This window comes from Micromonospora sp. CA-249363, assembly GCF_050950185.1.
Lineage (GTDB): Bacteria > Actinomycetota > Actinomycetes > Mycobacteriales > Micromonosporaceae > Micromonospora.
The window spans coordinates 4,735,388-4,752,789 of the sequence record NZ_CP192020.1; the positions used below are offsets into that span (position 1 = coordinate 4,735,388).

General features: G+C 74.2%; 14 protein-coding genes. 10 read left to right on the forward strand and 4 right to left on the reverse strand.

What is annotated here, in order from left to right:
• Positions 1 to 250: 250 nt before the first annotated feature.
• A complete protein-coding gene (locus ACQPZK_RS20965; protein WP_433539385.1) occupies positions 251 to 478 on the reverse strand; it encodes a hypothetical protein in 228 nt (75 codons plus the stop codon).
• A gap of 1,318 nt (positions 479 to 1,796) precedes the next feature.
• Here ACQPZK_RS20965 and ACQPZK_RS20970 point away from each other — a divergent pair.
• From ACQPZK_RS20970 to ACQPZK_RS21005, 8 genes are all read left to right on the forward strand, one after another.
• A complete protein-coding gene (locus ACQPZK_RS20970; protein ID WP_433539386.1) occupies positions 1,797 to 2,462 on the forward strand; it encodes a fibronectin type III domain-containing protein in 666 nt (221 codons plus the stop codon).
• A gap of 254 nt (positions 2,463 to 2,716) precedes the next feature.
• Complete coding sequence (locus tag ACQPZK_RS20975; protein ID WP_433539257.1) at positions 2,717 to 5,290, forward strand: fibronectin type III domain-containing protein; 2,574 nt, start codon at positions 2,717 to 2,719, stop codon at positions 5,288 to 5,290.
• A 27-nt stretch (positions 5,291 to 5,317) separates the two neighbouring features.
• Positions 5,318 to 6,313 (forward strand): AAA family ATPase, encoded by a 996-nt coding sequence (locus tag ACQPZK_RS20980; RefSeq protein WP_433534640.1) that lies wholly within the window; start codon positions 5,318 to 5,320, stop codon positions 6,311 to 6,313.
• 14 nt (positions 6,314 to 6,327) lie between these two features.
• On the forward strand, positions 6,328 to 7,485 hold the full coding sequence (locus ACQPZK_RS20985) for a DUF58 domain-containing protein (RefSeq protein ID WP_433534641.1): 1,158 nt from the start codon (positions 6,328 to 6,330) through the stop codon (positions 7,483 to 7,485).
• Entirely contained in the window at positions 7,461 to 9,833 is a 2,373-nt protein-coding gene (locus tag ACQPZK_RS20990) for a transglutaminaseTgpA domain-containing protein (protein ID WP_433534642.1), read from the forward strand. The genes ACQPZK_RS20985 and ACQPZK_RS20990 overlap by 25 nt, the downstream gene beginning before the upstream one ends.
• 118 nt (positions 9,834 to 9,951) lie before the next feature.
• Positions 9,952 to 10,746 (forward strand): ABC transporter ATP-binding protein, encoded by a 795-nt coding sequence (locus ACQPZK_RS20995; protein WP_433534643.1) that lies wholly within the window; start codon positions 9,952 to 9,954, stop codon positions 10,744 to 10,746.
• Positions 10,746 to 11,507, forward strand: a complete 762-nt coding sequence (locus ACQPZK_RS21000) for an ABC transporter permease (RefSeq protein WP_433534644.1) — start codon at positions 10,746 to 10,748, stop codon at positions 11,505 to 11,507. The genes ACQPZK_RS20995 and ACQPZK_RS21000 overlap by 1 nt, the downstream gene beginning before the upstream one ends.
• Before the next feature lie 34 nt (positions 11,508 to 11,541).
• A complete protein-coding gene (locus tag ACQPZK_RS21005; protein WP_433534645.1) occupies positions 11,542 to 12,327 on the forward strand; it encodes a MerR family transcriptional regulator in 786 nt (261 codons plus the stop codon).
• A gap of 80 nt (positions 12,328 to 12,407) precedes the next feature.
• Here ACQPZK_RS21005 and ACQPZK_RS21010 read toward each other — a convergent pair whose 3' ends face one another.
• Positions 12,408 to 13,199, reverse strand: a complete 792-nt coding sequence (locus ACQPZK_RS21010) for an SDR family oxidoreductase (RefSeq protein ID WP_433534646.1) — start codon at positions 13,197 to 13,199, stop codon at positions 12,408 to 12,410.
• Positions 13,196 to 14,179 (reverse strand): LLM class F420-dependent oxidoreductase, encoded by a 984-nt coding sequence (locus tag ACQPZK_RS21015; protein ID WP_433539258.1) that lies wholly within the window; start codon positions 14,177 to 14,179, stop codon positions 13,196 to 13,198. Before ACQPZK_RS21015 ends, ACQPZK_RS21010 begins: the two co-directional genes overlap by 4 nt.
• 153 nt (positions 14,180 to 14,332) lie before the next feature.
• Here ACQPZK_RS21015 and ACQPZK_RS21020 point away from each other — a divergent pair, with 153 nt between their 5' ends.
• Complete coding sequence (locus ACQPZK_RS21020; protein ID WP_433534647.1) at positions 14,333 to 15,553, forward strand: low temperature requirement protein A; 1,221 nt, start codon at positions 14,333 to 14,335, stop codon at positions 15,551 to 15,553.
• 39 nt (positions 15,554 to 15,592) lie between these two features.
• Positions 15,593 to 16,456: a DUF1028 domain-containing protein gene (locus ACQPZK_RS21025; RefSeq protein ID WP_433534648.1), complete on the forward strand. Its 864-nt coding sequence runs from the start codon at positions 15,593 to 15,595 to the stop codon at positions 16,454 to 16,456.
• Between the two features lie 19 nt (positions 16,457 to 16,475).
• On the opposite strand, the gene ACQPZK_RS21030 is transcribed toward ACQPZK_RS21025, so the two are convergent.
• Complete coding sequence (locus ACQPZK_RS21030; protein ID WP_433534649.1) at positions 16,476 to 17,363, reverse strand: phosphatase PAP2 family protein; 888 nt, start codon at positions 17,361 to 17,363, stop codon at positions 16,476 to 16,478.
• Positions 17,364 to 17,402: the final 39 nt, after the last annotated feature.

The following is a 17,402-nucleotide window of genomic DNA, read 5'->3' on the forward strand; positions in this document are numbered from 1 at the left end:
CGATGCGCCCGGCGGCGAGCGATCCGTCGCCGCCGGCCTCGCCCTGGGCGCCGCAGCCTTTCCCGCCTCCGAAGGCTTCGACGCGGCCCGCGTCGGCCGTCCCTCCGGTACCGGCCGCGCCGCCGATGCCGCCCCGCCAGCGGGTAGAGCAGCAGGCGGCCACGCCCCGCCCAGGGGTCGCGCCAACGTCTGGGGTGGCGGCCCAGCCCGCGCCACACGTGCGGCAACAGCCTCCACCCACGCCGCCACGTCAGTGCACGGATGACGCGCCGATCCGCCCGGCCGCCAGCGGGCCGCAGACACCGCCCACCGCCGCACCGCCCACCGCCGCACCGCCCACCGCCGCACCGCCCACCGCCGCACCGCCCACCGCCGCACCGCCCACCGCCGCACAGCGGCCGACCGCGCCGACTTCCGCCGCTCCGCACACCAGCCCGCCACCAGCGTCGGTGCCGGCGCCGCGGTGGGATGACCCCACGATTCAGGTACGGCAGATCGAGCCCCTCCTGGCCGAGGAGGCGGCTCGACTCGCGGCGGCAGGTCCGAGCGGCGCAGCCGTCACGGCAGCGGGTACGACGCCGTCCGGGGCGATCCCGACGACGAACAGTCCGGCGGGCACGTCCACCCACCACGCAGCCGGCGCGACGCCCGCCGCACCACCGCTGCCCGTCTCCGGACCGCCCCTGCCGTCGGCGCCGACCTCCGGACCACCCGCACCCGGCCGCCCGGTGTCGGCCCCACCCGGGTACGACCAGCCGGTCTCCGGGCCGCCCGCCCGCCCTTATCCGGTGTCCGGTTCGCCCTCCACCCCGGTGTCCGGTCCGCCCAGCCACGCCTATCCCGTATCCGGTCCCCCGGCCCCGGCCTTCCCGGTGTCCGGTCTCCCGCACCCCGTCTCCGGCCCCCCGGCCTCGGCCTTCCCGACGTCAGGACCCCCGCACCCCGTCTCCGGCGCGCCAGCCCCGGGCTTCCCGGTGTCCGGACCCCCGCACCCCGTGTTCGGTCCCCCAGCCCCGGCCTTCCCGGTCTCCGGCCCTCCGGCCTCCACCTTCCCGACGTCCGGACCCCCGCACCCCACCTCCGGACCCCCAGCCCGGCCGTTCCCGGTTTCCGGGCCGCCCGGTTTCTCCGTGTCGGCACCACCTGGCCGCAGCCAGCCCGTCTCCGGACCACCCGGCCCGCACTACCCCGTGTCCGCGCCACTCGGCCACGGCCAGCCGGTGTCGGCGCCTCCGGTGAGCGCACCGCCGTGGGGACTGACCGCTCCGCCCTGGAGCAGCAGCGCGCCTCCGCAACCGCTACCCACGTCCGGTACTGACGCCCCTGAGTCGGCAGATGTTCAGTCCACAGTCGCCGACGTCACGCCGGGTTCGCCCGTCACCGCGGGCGGCCCGACAAGCGTGCCCGAGCGGCCCGGACCGGGCGGCGGAGTCGTCGAAGCTGTCCCGACCGGAGCCGGCGAGGTGTCCGGCTTCGCGTCCGCGTCGACGGAGGTGTTTCCGGCCGTCGGGCCGGCGACTCCCCAGTCGGGCAGGCCCGACGTCGGCGTGCCGGGCACGTCGGCCTGGACAGCGAACCCCGGACCGGCCCCGACGACGTCCGCCGCCCCGCTTCCGGGCGGACCCAACGGGCCAGACCACGTCCCGGGTGGACCGAACGGGCCAGCCCCCGTTCCGGGTGGACCGAACGGGCCAGCCCACGTCCCGGGTGGACCGAACGGGCCAGCTTCCGTCCCGGGTGGACACGGCCGCCCCGGGTCCTTCGCCGGCGGGCCTGGCGGCTCGGCGTCGACTCCGGTGGACGACCTGGTCCCGGGCCTCGGCGCGCCCTACGACCCGCCGGGCACGCCCGGCTACCCGGCCGCCGAGCAGTACCCAGCCGCCGAGCAGTACCCGCCCGCCGAGCAGTACCCGGCCGGCCGGCAGTACGCGGCGCAGCACGTCCCGGCCGGCCACGAGGTGTACCCGGGGCAGTACTACCCGCAGGAGGCGTACGCGCCGGCGTACACCGATGGGGCTGGCTCGACGGGCCGCAACCGGGCGACGGTGATCGGCGCGGCGGTGGCCGCCGGGGTTGCCCTGGTGGCGGTCGTGGGCCTGGGCGCGGTGGTGTTGAGCCGTGACGACGCGCCGCCGCCGTCCGGGGCACCGGTGACGGCGGCGCCGGCGACGACCGGTCCCCCTCCCGGCGACCTGAAGCTGCGCGACGACGCGGTGACGATCACGTTGAGCTGGACGGATCCGTCCGGTGGCACGGTGCCGTTCATGGTCGCCGGTGGGCGGGCCGGGTCGGCGCTCGGTGTGATGGCCACCGTGGAGCCGGGGCGGACCAGCCACACGGTCAACGGGCTCAGCTCCCGGGTGGACTACTGCTTCACCGTGCTGGCCGTCTACTCGACCGACAGCTTCGCCACGTCGGGTCAGGTGTGCACGGTTCGTGAGCGGTCGACACCGCCGAGCTGAACCCGCACGTCGGACCTGGTCTTCATCGGATTGACGATTGTGGAGTTGAGCTGGGCGTCCACCGCGCACGCTCGGTATCCACAGGGGTGACGGTGCGGGTTCCCCCGTTCCCGGCCGGGCCATATGATGGCACCCGGCTCAGGGGAGGGGTCGCCGCGAGGCGTACGCCACCTGCCACGACTCAGGGAAGGCAGCCGGCTGTGGCCAGCATCGACGACGCCGAGCGGACCGACGCCCCCCGATCCCGATCCCGGATGCGAGGCGGGCTCGTGACCGTGGGCACGGTGACCGTGCTGCTGGCCGCCATGGGGCTGACGGTCCTGGGGCTGGGCGCGGCGGACAACGCGGTGGCCAACTACGACGCGAGCTCCTGGCTGTGGAGCGGGGTGCGCAGCGAGCTGGCCCGGGTCAACGGGGTGACGGCCCGGGTGGACACCCGCACCGAGATTCCAGGCGCCCGTCGGCACCCGATGCAGGTCGCCCAGACCGACCGGCTGCTGATCCTGCGGGACCTGCAGACCGGGCAGATCAGTTCACTGGACCTGGCCACGTTGCAGCTCACGGCGACCACCCCGACCACGCCGGGCCTGGGTGTGAGCGTCGCGCTGCACGAGGACGCGGCGTTCGTCGTCGACGCGGTGCAGGGCATCGTGCGGCAGCTGGACCCCCGGTCGTTGAGCCCGGTGGGTGAGCCGGTGCGCTATCCGCCGGGCATCACCGGCGGCGCGTTCGACGGTGAGGGCCGGCTCTGGATCGCGGTGCCCAGCGAGGGCACGGTCTCGGCGGTCACCGCCGCGAAGCTGCCGTCCGCGCCGGCCTCGGCCGCGCCGGCGGGCGCAGGGCTCAGCCCGGAGCGGGTCGAGACGTACGACGTCGCCGATCCGAGCCACGAGTTGCAGGTCTCCACCCTGGACGACGGGGTGGCGGTGCTGGACCGGACGGCCGGGAAGCTGGTGCGGGTGCAACGCGGCGAGGTGCGTCCGACGCCGTTGACGCTGCCCGGCCGGGCGGCGGTGCCGGCTCGCACGTCCGGGTCGCGGGTGCCGGTGACGGTGCCGGCCGAGCGGCGGGTGCTGGTGGTGGGTGACGCCGGTGCGGAGCGGACGTTCACGGTGCCGGGCAGCGGCGAGCGGCTGAGCCCGGCGGTGGCCTGGGCCGACCGGTTCTACTGCGCCGACGAGGCCACCGGCACCATCTACTCCTTCGACGCGGGCGGCCAGTTGGTCGACACCATCAAGGGCAAGGCGACCGGCCCGCTGGAGATGGAGGTGCGGGAGAACCACCTCTTCATCAACTCGCCCGACTCGGCGACGGCCCGGGTGGTGGACGACAAGCACCAGGTGCGCGAGGTCGACAAGTACGCCAACGACGTGTTGGGCGGTGACCCGCCGCCGGCGCCCCCGCCGCCGCCCCCGCCGAAGAAGCCCCGGGTGAGCAAGCCGAGCGCGCCGCGCAGCGTCACGGCCGCCGCCGGCAACGCCCAGGCCCGGGTGAGCTGGCGGCCGGCCGCCGCGAACGGCGCCGAGATCATCAAGTACGTCGTGCAGGGCGCCGGTCAGCGCCTGGAGGTGGGTGCCAACCAGCGTGCGGTCGAGGTGAAGGGCCTGACCAACGGTGAGACGTACCGGTTCGCCGTGCACGCCGTGAACGCCAAGGGTGACGGCCCGCCGCGCAGCAGCAACCCGGTCACTCCGACCGCCGCGGTCCCCGATCCGCCGGCCAGCGTGACGGCGCAGGAGCGGCCGGACGGCACGGTGGTGGTGAAGTGGCCGGCCGCGAACGCCCAGGGCAACAAGATCGCCAAGTACGCGGTGACGGCCACGTCGGCGGGTACGAACGCGCCGGCCGGCGAGTCGACCAAGACCGAGCTGGTGGTGCCGGCCGGTGAGCTGGAGTACGGCACGCAGTACGCGTTCACCGTCGTGGCGGTCAACGACAAGGGCGCCGGTTCGGCGGCCTCGCCGGTCAGCAACACGGTGGTGCCGTTTGCGGCGCCGGGTCGTCCGCTCGACCTACGGGCCGGCACGGTCGCCGAGCAGCCGGGCGCGGTCACGGTGCAGTGGTCGCCGGCCGAGGCGAACGGCCGGCCGGTGACGAAGTACCAGGTGGACGTCGGCGGCAGGACCAGCGAGGTGACCGAGACCCGCACGACCGTCACCGGTCTGGGCAACGGCCAGAACGTCACGGTCAAGGTGAAGGCGGTCAACGAGGCCGGGCCCGGCCCGGAGGCCACCGCCACGGCCCGTACGGTCGCCGCGCCCCGGATCACGGTCACCGGTTCGTCGGCGACGGCGACGGGAGCGACCGTCACGTTCACCGTGGACGCGGGCGGCGGCAAGGCCACCTGCTCGCTGAGCACGTCGGGTGAGCCGACAAAGGCCGGGGCCTGTTCCAGCATCACGATGTCGGGCCTGACGCCGGGAACGGCGTACACGTTCACGGTGACGGCGAGCAACGCCGCCGGCAAGACCACCGCGACGAGGGCGCAGAAGACGCAGCCGCTGTACGGGATCGCGACGTGCCGCAACGGTGCCTCCGGCCCGGAGGCGAGCTACTGCACACGGGAGATCCCCAACGCGCGCAACGGCAACGAGATTTTCGAGGTCCCGCGGCAGGACAACGACCGCCAGGCCGGCTGGGTGCCCAACGGTGAACGCCTGCAGGCCTACTGCAAGAAGTCGGGCGAAGAGGTCTACGCCTACATCTACAACAACGACAAGCGCAGCACCTGGTGGGTGCAGGTCAACTACGACGGGAAGAACTACATTCCCTGGGCCTGGCTCAACCTGGAAGGCGGCGACAACATCAACGTCCTGCCCACCTGCTGAACCACCAGGCGAGGAGCACCACCGACCGTGAACACCCACGAGCCGCTCACCCAGCCGGAGGTGCAGGGCTTCGCGGCCCTGGCCGCCCGGCTGGCCGAGAACGTCAACGCGGTGGTGCTCGGCAAGCCGCAGGTGGTCCGGCTGGCGTTGACGGCGCTGTTCGCCCAGGGGCACGTGCTGCTGGAGGACGTGCCCGGGGTCGGTAAGACGACCCTGGCCCGGGCCATCGCCGCCACGGTGCAGGGTCAGTGGCGGCGCATCCAGTTCACGCCGGACCTGCTCCCGTCGGACGTCTCCGGCGTGACGATCTTCAACCAGGCGAGCCGGGAGTTCGAGTTCCACCCGGGGCCGGTGTTCGCCAACATCGTGATCGCCGACGAGATCAACCGGGCGTCGCCGAAGACGCAGTCGGCGCTGCTGGAGGTGATGGAGGAGCACACGGTCACCGTGGACGGGGTCCGGCACCCGGTGCCGACGCCGTTCCTGGTGGTGGCGACGCAGAACCCGGTCGAGATGGACGGCACCTACCGGCTGCCCGAGGCGCAGCTCGACCGTTTCCTCGTGAAGCTGTCCGTCGGCTACCCGGACGAGGCGGTCGAGGTGGAGGTGCTGCGCGGCGCGACGGTCCGCTCCCCGGAGGCGCTCGTCCCGATCACCGACACGGCGACCGTCGGGGAGATGGTCAAGATGGCGCGCCGGGTGCACATCGCCGAGCCGCTGTACGCGTACGCGGTCCGGCTGGCCGCCGCGACCCGTACCCATCCGCAGGTACGCGTCGGGGTGAGCCCTCGGGGTGTGATCGCGTTGACGCGGGCGGCGTGCGCGTACGCGCTGATCGACGGGCGGGGCTGGATCATGCCGGAGGATCTGAAGGCGCTCGCCGAGCCGGTGTTCGCGCACCGGCTGCTGCTGACTCCGGACGCGCAGGTGCGCGGCATGACCGCCGCGGAGGTGCTGCGCCAGGCGGTCGCCTCGGTGCCGGTGCCGTTGCCGTCGGGGCAGCCGGCCCCGGTGCAGGGCTGACCGGCGGCAGCGCCATGGGGATCACCGCCCGCGGGGTCGGGCTGCTCGTCGCCGCCGTCGTGTTGCTGGGGGCGGGGTTTCGCTTCGCGTACCCCGAGTTGACGTTGCTGGGCGCGGCGGCCGGCGCGGCAGTCGGCTATGCGGCGCTGACGGCGGCCTGGCGGCCCCGGCTGGTGGTCGCGCGCCGGGCCGATCCGGACCGGGTGGCGCGCGGCGAGCCGGCGAGTATGACGCTGACGGTGCGCAACGCCGGCCGGCTGCGCTCGGCGAACCTGCTGGCCGAGGACCGCTGCGGCACCCGCGCGGTGCCGGTGCCGCTGCTGCGCCTGCGTCCCGGTCGGGACACCGAGGTCCGCTACGACGTTCCGACCGACCGTCGTGGGGTGGTGGCGGTCGGTCCGCTGCGGGTGACCCGGCGGGATCCGCTGGGGCTGGTGGCGCTCGCGCGACCGTACGGGGAGACGGCGCCGGTCTGGGTGCACCCTCGGATCCACCCGCTGTCGGCGGTGCCGACCGGCGCGGGACGGAGCCTGGACGGGCGGGTGGACGGGGTGCCGCACGGGTCCATCACGTTCGACTCGCTGCGGGAGTACGTGGTCGGGGACGAGCTGCGGCGGGTGCACTGGCGCACGAGCGCGCGGGTCGGCGAGCTGATGGTGCGGGAGAACGTGGACACCAGCCTGCCCAGTCTGGTCGTCCTTCTGGACAATCGGGCGGCCGCGCACCCGCAGCGCACGGGCGGGGTGGCGGAGTCGTTCGAGTCCGCGTGCGAGGCGGCGGCGTCGGTCGTCATCGCCGCGCACCGCGCGGACCTGCCGGTGCTGTTGCTGCTGGTCGACGGGGAGCGGGCAGACGGTGGGGACGCCGCCCCGCTCGGTCCGCTGGACCGGCTCGCCGCCGTCGACCTGTCGAACGAGGCGGACGCGTTGCGCGCCGTCACCACCCGACTGCGCCAGGAACGGCTCGGCGACACGCTGGTGTTCCTCACCGGCCCCGGTGGGCGGGACGGGTTGGGTCATGTGGGCGCGCTGCGCGGCGCGTACCCGTCGGTGGTGGTCGGGGTGTTCGGCGCGGCCGAGCCGACGCCGGCGGGCACGGCCGGCCTGGTGGTGGTCGACGCGGCCGACGGCGCGCAGTTCGCCGCCGAGTGGGACGGGGTGCGGCGGTGGTGACGGGCATCGCGCCCCAGCGCGAGGCGCAGAACGCGACGGCGGGCGGCCCGAGCGCGGCGGGGCGGGCGGTACGCGCGCTGCGGGCGGCCGTCGTGCCGCTGACGCTGATCGTGCTCGTCGCGCTCGCCGGGGTGGCGCTCGGCCGGGTGTACGCGGGCGACCTGCTGACCCGGCTGGTGATCGGCGCGGCGGTGGGTTCGGTGCTGGTCAGCGTGGCCGCCCGGCGGTTGCCGTCGTGGCTGGTGGCGCCGGTGTCGATGGCGGCGCTGGCCGGGTGGACGCTGTGGTCGCTGCGTCTGGCCGCCGCCCGCGCCGACCTGCCGGGCAGCCTGCTGGAGGTGAGCGCCGACGCGGCGCGCAACGGCATCCCCCGCCTGCTCACCGCGATGATCCCGGTGGAGCCCACGCCGGACACGGTGCTGGTGCCGGTGGTGGCGGCCTGGCTGGCCGGTCTGGCCGGGGCGGAGGTGGCGTTGCGCACCGGCCGGGTGCTGCTCGGCTACCTGCCGGCGGCGGGGTTGTATGCCGCGGCTCTGTACGTGGTCGGTCCGAACGCCGAGCCGGCGATCGGGGCGACGGTGGCGTTCGTCGCGGTCGCGGCGGTCGGGCTGGCCGCGCCGACCGGTTCGTCGCCGGCCGGCGGTGATCCGGCGGCCGGTCTCGCCCCGGGGGTACGCGCGGCGGTACGGCTTCGGCTGGCGGTGTCGGCGGCGGTCGGCGTCGTCCTGGTGATCGGTCTGGTCGCGCTGCTCGGCCCGGTGGTCGCCGGTCAGGTGGATGGGCGGCCGGTCGATCCGCGCCGCTACGTGGAGCCGCCGCAGGTCGAGACGCTCGACGAGAACCCGCTGATCCGGATCTCGGGGTGGGCGCTGCATCCGGAGCAGAAGCTTCTCGACGTGAGCACGGAAGGCGTCGCCGCACCCGTCGAGGACACGGACGCCGCCGGCCGGGTGCGGATCCGGCTGGCGGTGCTCAGTGACTACGACGGGATCACCTGGCGGGTCGGCGCGACGTACCGCAACGCGGGGCGGATCCTGCCGGCCACCGCGCCGGCCCGGGACAGCACGGTCGAGACGGTCCGGCAGCAGATCACCGTGGCGGAGCTGACCGGGCGGCTGCTCCCCGCTGTGGCGACGCCCCGTGAGGTCAGCGGCGCGCGGGTGGCGTACGACCCGGCGACGGGGACGCTGATCCGGCCGGAGGGGCTGACCCCGGGGCTGCGGTACGAGGTGACATCGGTCCGGGAGCGCCCGACCAACAACCTGCTGGCCACCGCGAACGTGCCCGCCGGCGAGGAGGTGGCCCGGGTGCTGCGGGTCGCCGACGGTGTGCCGGACCCGATGCGCCGGCTGGCGACCCAGCTCGCCGAGGAGAACGGCGCCCCGTACGCGCGGGCGGCGGCGATCGAGCAGTTCCTGGGCGAGCACTACCGGGTGGTGGCGGACGCGCCGAGCGGGCACGCGTACCCGAACCTGGCCTTCTTCCTCTTCGGCCCGCGCAACGGTGGCGGGCAGCGGGGCACGTCGGAGCAGTTCGCGGCGGCGTTCGCGGTGCTCGGCCGGCTCTCCGGGCTGCCGACCCGGGTGGTGGTCGGTTTCTCCTCCGGTGGTCAGGGACCGGTGCGGGCCGGGGACGCGTACGCCTGGCCGGAGGTGCTGTTCGACGGGCTGGGTTGGGTGGCGTTCGACCCGCTTCCCCGCCCGGAGAGCGAGCCGCGGCCGGTGGAGGAGGACTTCCGCCCCACACCCGAGGACCCGCCGCCGTCGGAGGTGCCCGCGCCCACCGCGGAGCCGACCGCGTCGCCGGAGCCGGTGGCCGCTCCCGACGGGCCGCCGGCGCGCGATGGTGTGTCCACGCCGGTGCTGGTCGCGGGCGGCAGCGGGTCTCTGCTGGTGGTGGGGGCGCTGCTGCTCACCCTGCTGGCGATGCGTCGATCCCTGACCCGCGGCCGGCTGGTGCGGGGTGATCCCGGCCAGCGCATCGCGGGCGCCTGGCGGGAGGTGACGGACGCGTTGCGGCTGGCGGGTCGGCCGGTCGGCGACGACCTGGCGGCCACCGAGGTGGCCGGACGCGCCCGACAGGCTCTCACGGACGCCCGGGACCGGCGCGCGGACGGTTCGCGCTCCGGCGCGGAGGCGGTGCACGACCCGGCCGTGGACGAGTTGGCGACGCTGCTCAACCAGGTGGGGTTCGCCCCCGGCACCGCGACGGCCGACCAGGCGGACCGCGCCGCCGAGGTGGCCACCGCCTACGTGACGACGCTGCGGGCGGCCCGTCCCTGGTGGCGTCGCCTGCTCTGGTCGGTCCACCCCGATCCCCTGCGCCGCGCCCGCCGCCTCCGGCGTTGATCAAGAGGTTCGCGTCATCGGTGGGCGTCCTTCTGACGCGAACCTCTTGATCAACTCGGAGACTGCCGGCCCTCCGGGCTTGACCTTGACGCTGCGTCAACCCTTCATGCTGCCTGCCATGAACAACGCGTCAACAACCCCGGAGCTCCGGGAGCCCGCGATACGGGTGCAGGGACTGGAGAAGTCGTACCAGGAGCTGCGTGTGCTGCGCGGCGTCGACCTCGCCGTCGCACGGGGCAGCATCTTCGCGCTGCTCGGCTCGAACGGGGCGGGCAAGACCACCATGGTGCGGATCCTGGCGACACTGCTGCGGGCCGACGCCGGCACCGCTCAGGTCAACGGCTTCGACGTCACGACCCAGGCCGCCGACGTCCGCGAGTCCATCAGCCTGACCGGCCAGTTCGCGGCGGTCGACGAGATCCTCACCGGGCGGGAGAACCTGGTCCTGGTCGCCAAGCTCAGGCACCTCAAAGGAGCGGGCGCGATCGCGGACGACCTGCTGCGCCGCTTCTCGCTGACCGAGGCGGCCAACCGGAGGGTGGCGACGTACTCCGGTGGCATGCGCCGTCGTCTGGACATCGCGATGAGCCTCATCGGGAACCCGCCGGTCATCTTCCTCGACGAGCCGACCACCGGGCTCGACCCGCAGGCGCGCATCGAGGTGTGGCAGGCCGTCAAGGAGCTCGCCGAGGGTGGCACGACCGTGCTGCTCACCACCCAGTACCTCGACGAGGCCGAGCACCTCGCCGACCGGATCGCGATCCTGCACGAGGGCCGGATCGCCGTCGACGGCACCCTCGACGAGCTGAAACGGCTCCTCCCGCCCGCCCAGATCGAGTACGTCGAGAAGCAGCCGACCCTGGAGGACGTCTTCCTCGCCCTCGTCGGCACGACCGCAGACAAGGACCACTGATGAACAGGCACTTCCTCGGCGACACCGCCGTCCTGCTGGGCCGTTCGCTGCGGCACATCGGCCGCAGCCCGGACACCATCATCACCACCGCCGTCATGCCGATCGCGTTCCTGCTGCTGTTCGTGTACGTCTTCGGCGGCGCGATCGAGACCGGAACCGACTCGTATGTGAACTACCTGCTGCCCGGCATCCTGCTCATCACGATCGCCTCGGGCATCTCGTACACGGCGTTCCGGCTCTTCCAGGACCTGCAGGGCGGCATCTTCGAACGCTTCCAGTCCATGCCGATCGCGCGTTCGGCGGTCCTGTGGGCGCACGTGCTCACCTCGCTGGTCGCCAACATGATCTCGCTCGTGGTGGTCGTCGGCGTCGCCCTCGTCATGGGCTTCCGCTCGGGCGCCGGGGTGCTGGCGTGGCTCGCGGTCGTCGGCATCCTGCTCCTGTTCACCCTGGCGTTGACCTGGATCGCCGTGGTCCCCGGCCTCACCGCCAAGTCCGTGGACGGCGCGAGCGCGTTCTCCTACCCGCTCGTGTTCCTGCCGTTCGTCTCCTCGGCGTTCGTACCCACCGACACCATGCCCGGCCCGGTCCGGGCGTTCGCCGAACACCAACCGGTGACCTCGATCGTCAACGCGATCCGGCGTCTGTTCACCGAGCAGCCGGTGGGTGCCGACATCTGGGTCGCCCTGGCCTGGTGCGTCGGCATCCTCGTGGTGGCGTACGTGTTCGCCACGGTCTCCTACCGTCGCCGGATCTCCTGAGACGGCTCGGACCGAGGGCGGGCAGGATCAGAGCATGCTGACGATCGGTCAACTGGCCGCGTACGCGGGCGTGACGACGCGGGCGGTGCGCCACTACCACCAGGTAGGGCTGCTGCCCGAGCCGGAACGGGACGCGTCGGGTTACCGGCGGTACGGCGCCAAGGCGGTGGTGTCGCTGATCAGGATCCGCACCCTCGCCAACGCGGGCGTGCCGCTGTCGCAGATCGCTCGGATGCTCGAAGCCGACGCGTCGATCTTCGCGGAATCGGTGCGGCGGATCGACAGCCACCTGCGCGACGAGATCGCCCGACTCGAGACCAGCCGTCAGCAGATCGCGCGGCTCACGGCCGGCGACAGCCTCGCGCTCGCACCGCAGGTGGTCGCCTATCTCGACCGGCTGCGGGAGATCGGGGCGTCGACGCGGATGGTGGAGGCCGAACGGGACGGGTGGATCCTGGTCGCGGCCCGCTGGCCCGATCTCGTCGTCGAGTGGATGCCCTCGAAGCTCGCGCAGCTCGATGACCCGCGCGTCGTCCGGCTGTATCGGGTCCTCTCCGAGATCTTCGAGAGCGACACGGGCGGGGACGCGCTACTGGAGGAGGCCGCCGACATCATGGCCGCCCTCGCCGAGGAGGCCTACGCTTCCGGCGACGTCCTCGACGATGGCATGCAGGGCGATCTGCCCGACCTGCTGGACGCGTTCGCTGTCGAGACCGACCAGCGCGCGGAGCGACTGCGGGCCTTGATGCGCCAGCGCGGCTGGTCCGGTTGGACTCGGATGGAGCGGCTGGCAGAGCCGCCCGACCGACGCGACACGTGACCGACGATCTCGGCCCTGGTCCGGCACGCCCGGCCGGACCCGAGCCGGGCCAGGGCGGGCCGGACCCGGGCCGGACCAGGTCAGGTCGTCAGGCGGCGGATGAGTTTGCGCATGCCGGCCTGCCAGCCGTCCGGGTCCTCGGCCCGGCGGCGGGCGTAGTCGGCGACCTCCGGGTGCGGCAGGATCAGGAACCGCTCCTCGGCGAGCCCGGCGATCGTCGCGTCGGCGACCTGCTCCGGGGTGAGCACCGCACCGGAGGCGGTGATCACCCGGGCGCCGAGGTGCCCCTCGGCGATCCCGTCGGCGAGCATCGGGGTGTCCACCCCCTGCGGGCAGAGGGCGCTGACCCGGATGCCCCGGTCCCGGTAGGTGATGGCCAGCCACTCGGCGAAGCCGACCGAGGCGTGTTTCGTGGCGGTGTACGCGGCGTCGCCCACCGCGGTCAGCACCCCCGCCGCGGAGCAGGTGTGCAGCAGGTGGCCGCCACCGCGGGCGAGCATGCCGGGCAGCGCGGCACGGGCCGAGTAGACGTGGGCGAGCACGTTGACCCGCCACGCCCGGTCCCAACCCGCGTCGTCGACCTCGACTCCCCCGCCCGTGGTGACCCCGGCGTTGGCGCAGAACAGGTCGATGCGGCCGAACCGTCGTTCGGTGTCGTCGACGAGCGCCCGTACCTGGGCCTCGTCGGTGACGTCGACGGCGGCGGCGTGCGCCACCGGGCCGATGCCCTCGGCCACGGCGCACGCGGCCTCGGCGTCCAGATCGGCGACGACCACGGCGGCGGCGCCCTCGGCGGCGAAGCGGCGCGCGAGGGCCGCGCCGATGCCACCGGCCCCTCCGGTGACGACCACGATCCGGTCGGTCAGGTTCACGCGGACACTCCCGTCGGCTCGGCGCCGAGTTGGGCGATGAGGGTCGTCAGCGCGGCCGCGCCGCCGGCGGTCACCTCCGGGGTCGGCAGCAGCGCGAGGATCGGCACGTCCACGCCGGCTTCGGCGTAGCGACGCGCCTGGGCACGGCAGCGCTCGGGTGAGCCGTGCAGCACCAGGGCGTCGACCACCTCGTCGGGTACGGCCGCGCTCGCCGCGCGGCGGTCACCGGCCGCCCACGCCTCCCACATGGGCGCGAGCGTCCCGTCGCGGCCGAGCCAGCGATGGAACTCGGCGTACGCCGGGACGGTCAGGTAGCTGGTGATGAGCCGGCGGCCGAGGGTGCGGGCGTACGCGGCGTCCTCGGTGGGGCAGACGAAGATCCGCGCGGCGACCTCGAAGCCGGTCCGGCGCTCGCCCAGCTCGGCGAGGGTTCGCGGCACGTCGTCGGCGCTGAGCCAGTTGAGGATGACCCCGTCGGCCTCGGCGCCGGCCAGCCGGAGCATCCCCGGGCGCAGCGCGGCGAGCAGGATCGGCGGCGGCGCGGTCGGCGGGCGTTCGAGGGTGAACCGGCGCACGGTGAAGGTGTCGTAGACCTCGTCCACCGTCTCACCGCGCAGGGCGGCCCGCAGGAAACGCAGCATGTCCCGGGTACGCCGGAACGGCTCGTCGAACCGTGCCGCGTTCCAGTCCCGCACCAGCACCGGGGAGGACGCGCCGATGCCGAGCGCGAACCGGCCCGGCGCCGCCTCGGCGAGCGCCGCCGCGGTCATCGCGAGCAGCCCGGGGCCACGGGTGAAGACCGGGGTGATCGCGGTCCCCAGCCGTAACTGCGGCTGCCACGCCGCGGCGAGGGCAAGCGGGGTGAACGCGTCGGTCCCGGCGACCTCGGACGACCACACGTCGGTGAACCCGGATCGCTCGAGGGTCGCGTAGACCGCCTGGTGGTCGGCCAGTGGGACCCCGCCCAACGGCACCGTCATGCCCCATCGATTCGTCACCGGTCGATCCTGCCTGGTGACGGCGCCCCTGAGCAAGATCCCCTTAGTGGGCCTAATCGCCGGTTCGCCGCGCCGCCGCCGACGGAGGTGTTACCACTGCGAGGTGGACCGGAGCACCGGCGCAGGCCGCTGACCATGGGTTCCAGGGCGGCAGGACACCTGGAGCCGGTTCCGGCGGCGGCCGCGCCCGGTCGGGCGACGTTCCTGGAACTCTTCTTCGACCTCGTGTACGTCTTCGCGCTCACCCGGATCTCCGCGCGGGCGTTCGAGGATCTGAGCCGGGAGCCGGCCCGCGACCACGCCGCCGCGGCGATCACCGGCAGCGGCAAGACGCTGCTGCTGCTCCTGGCCCTCTGGGCGGTCTGGCAGGGCACCGCGTGGACGACCAGCCGCTACGACCCGTACCGGGCGCCGCTGCAGATCGTCGTGTTGACGGCGCTGGTGAGCAGCATGGTGATGGGGGTGGCGATCCCCCGGGCGTTCGGCGAGACGTCGCTCATGTTCGCCACGGCGTACGTGATCGCGCAGTTGACCCGGCCGGTGATCCTGTCGATCGCGTTGGGGCCGCATCCGTACCGGCGGCTGAAGGTGCGCATGGCGGTGATCTTCGCCGCGACGGGCGTGCTCTGGATCAGCGGGGCGCTGCTGCCCGGCAACGCGCAGGTGGTGCTCTGGTCGGTGGCGCTGGCCGCCGAATACCTGGCCGCTCGGTGCGGCTGGCCGGTGCCGGGGCTGGGCCGCTCCACGGTCTCGAAGTGGGAGATCGCCGGGGAGCATCTGGCGGAGCGGTACCAGCAGTTCTTCCTCGTGGCACTCGGCGAGACGATCCTGGTGGCCGGTTTCGCCTACAGCAAGGGCCCGTACGGGTCGGGGCACATGGCGGCGTTCGCGTTCGCGGTGGCCACGTCGATCATGCTGTGGCGGATCTACGTGCAACGCGCCGGGCAGATCCTGGCCGAGGCGGTGCAGACGGCCCGTCACCCCGCCAACATCGGCCGCTCGGCGGCCGACACTCACCTGATCATGGTGATCGGTCTGGCCGCGACGGCGATCGGCTACGAGCTGGTCATCGAGCAACCGCTGGGCCATGCCCCGGCGCCGTGGGTGGTCATGGTGCTCGGCGGACCCGCGCTGTTCCTGACCGGTCGGGCCCGCTTCGAGTACGAGGTCTTCGGGCGGGTCTCGCCGTCGCGGTTGATCGCCATCGGAGTGCTCGCGGCGGCGGCCGTACCACTGCTGTTCCTGCCGGGGGTGGTCGCCACCGCCACCGGGACGTTCGTGCTCGGTGGCGTCGCGGTCGCGGACGCCCGCCGGGCGCGCGGCGCGCCGCCGGAGGCCGCCGCGACGCCGTTCTGAGGCATCGGGGTACGCGAGCACGCGGGCTAGTCTCGGCGGGTGACCTTCTCCCTCGTCGCCCGCTCCGCCGACGGCCGCCGGCACGGAGTCGTCGTGGCCAGCAAGTTCCTCGCCGCCGGGGCGTTGGTGCCGGCCGCCGCGTCAGACGTCGGCGCGCTGGCCACCCAGGCGCACGTCAACCTCGCCTACCGTCCGCAGGGGCTCGCGTTGCTGCGCACCGGGGTGGCCGCCGCCGACGTGGTGGCCGGCCTGGTCGCCGCCGACGCCGAGCGGCAGCACCGACAGCTCGGCGTGGTGGGCGTCAGCGGGCCGGGGGCGAGCTGGACCGGCCCGGCCTGCCACCCGTGGGCGGGCGGGCGCGTCGGCGACGGCTGGGCCGCGCAGGGCAACATCCTCGCCGGCCCCGAGGTGGTCGACGCGATGGGCGAGACGTGGCAGGGCGCCTCGGCGCTGCCGTTCGCCGAGCGGCTGGTCGCCGCGCTGCGGGCCGGTGACGAAGCCGGCGGGGACCGGCGCGGCCGGCAGAGCGCCGGCCTGCTGGTGGTCGAGCGCGGCGGCGGGTACGGCGGCACCAGCGACGTGGTCGTCGACCTGCGGGTGGACGATCATCTGGACCCGGTCGCCGAGCTCGGTCGGCTGCTGGCCGTGCACACCATGCTGTTCAGTCGGCCTGACCCGGCGACCCTGCTCGACCTGAGCGGCGCGGTCGCCGACGAGGTGGCGGCCCTGCTCACCGGGCTGGGTCACCCGGTGGGCGACGCCGGGCCGGAGGCGGCGCTGGTCTCCTGGGCGGGGCTGGAGAACCTGGAGGAGCGCCTGGTGCCGGGGCGGATCGACCCGGTGGTGCTCACCCACCTGCGGGGCGTCGCCCCGCACGTGCCCGCGCCCCGCGTCGGGGCCTGATCGCCGGACGTCCGCCCGGTCAGCCCTTCACTCTGGGCACGAGCCGGTGCACGACGGTCAGCGCCAGCGCCATCACCACGGCCATCGTCCCGGCGATGCCGGCGGCGCTGCCCGCGTACCCGGCGAACAGGGGTCGGCGGGCCAACTCCTCCGGGCCGGTCCCGCGCAGATCCACCAGCCAGGTGAGCGCCAGCCCGGAGGCGATCAGGGCAAGCACTCCGGCGACGCCGAGCACGGCGGCGGCGAGGCGGTGCGCGTCGCCGGGCTCGACCTGGGCCTGCTCCCGTTGGGTGATCAGCAGGAGCAGCCCGGCCAGCGCCGCCCAGACACCCACCACCAGATAGGCGGCGACCGCGTCACTGGGCCGGTGCCACCCGGCGGAGAGGGTGGCCACCCCGGCGACGGCGGCGTAGAGCGCGCCGACGAAGGCGCCGACGGCCCGTACCTTGCGCGGCAGGACGAGCATCAGCGCGACCGCCACCGACGCGGCCACGGCGGTGTGCCCACTGGGGAGGCTGTTGCCCACCGCGGCCCGGTCCGGGTCGACGCCGAAGTCGGGCCGGTTCAGCCCGTACTTGAGCAGTTGGGTGGAGACATTGGCTCCGGCGATGAGCAGGGTCGCGGTGACGGCCAGGGCGATCCGCCCCCGCATGAGCGCGATGAAGCCGATCATCGCGGTGGCGGCGAGCAGCGACACCACCGACATCGCGTTCAGGATCCGGTCCACCGGTCCGTCGATGCGGTCGTGCCCGATCTCGTTGCCGGTGAGGGCGACCGTGTCGACCCACTGACCGATCTCGGTGTGCACGGCCACCCGCCACACGGCGAGGAAGGCAGCCGCCTGGACGAGGGCCAGTACGACCAACCAGACCGCCGTCCAACCCCGTGCCGTCGCGCGCATCCGCACACCGTAGCGGCCGGTCCGGGCCGGTCGGTCGGTGGCCCA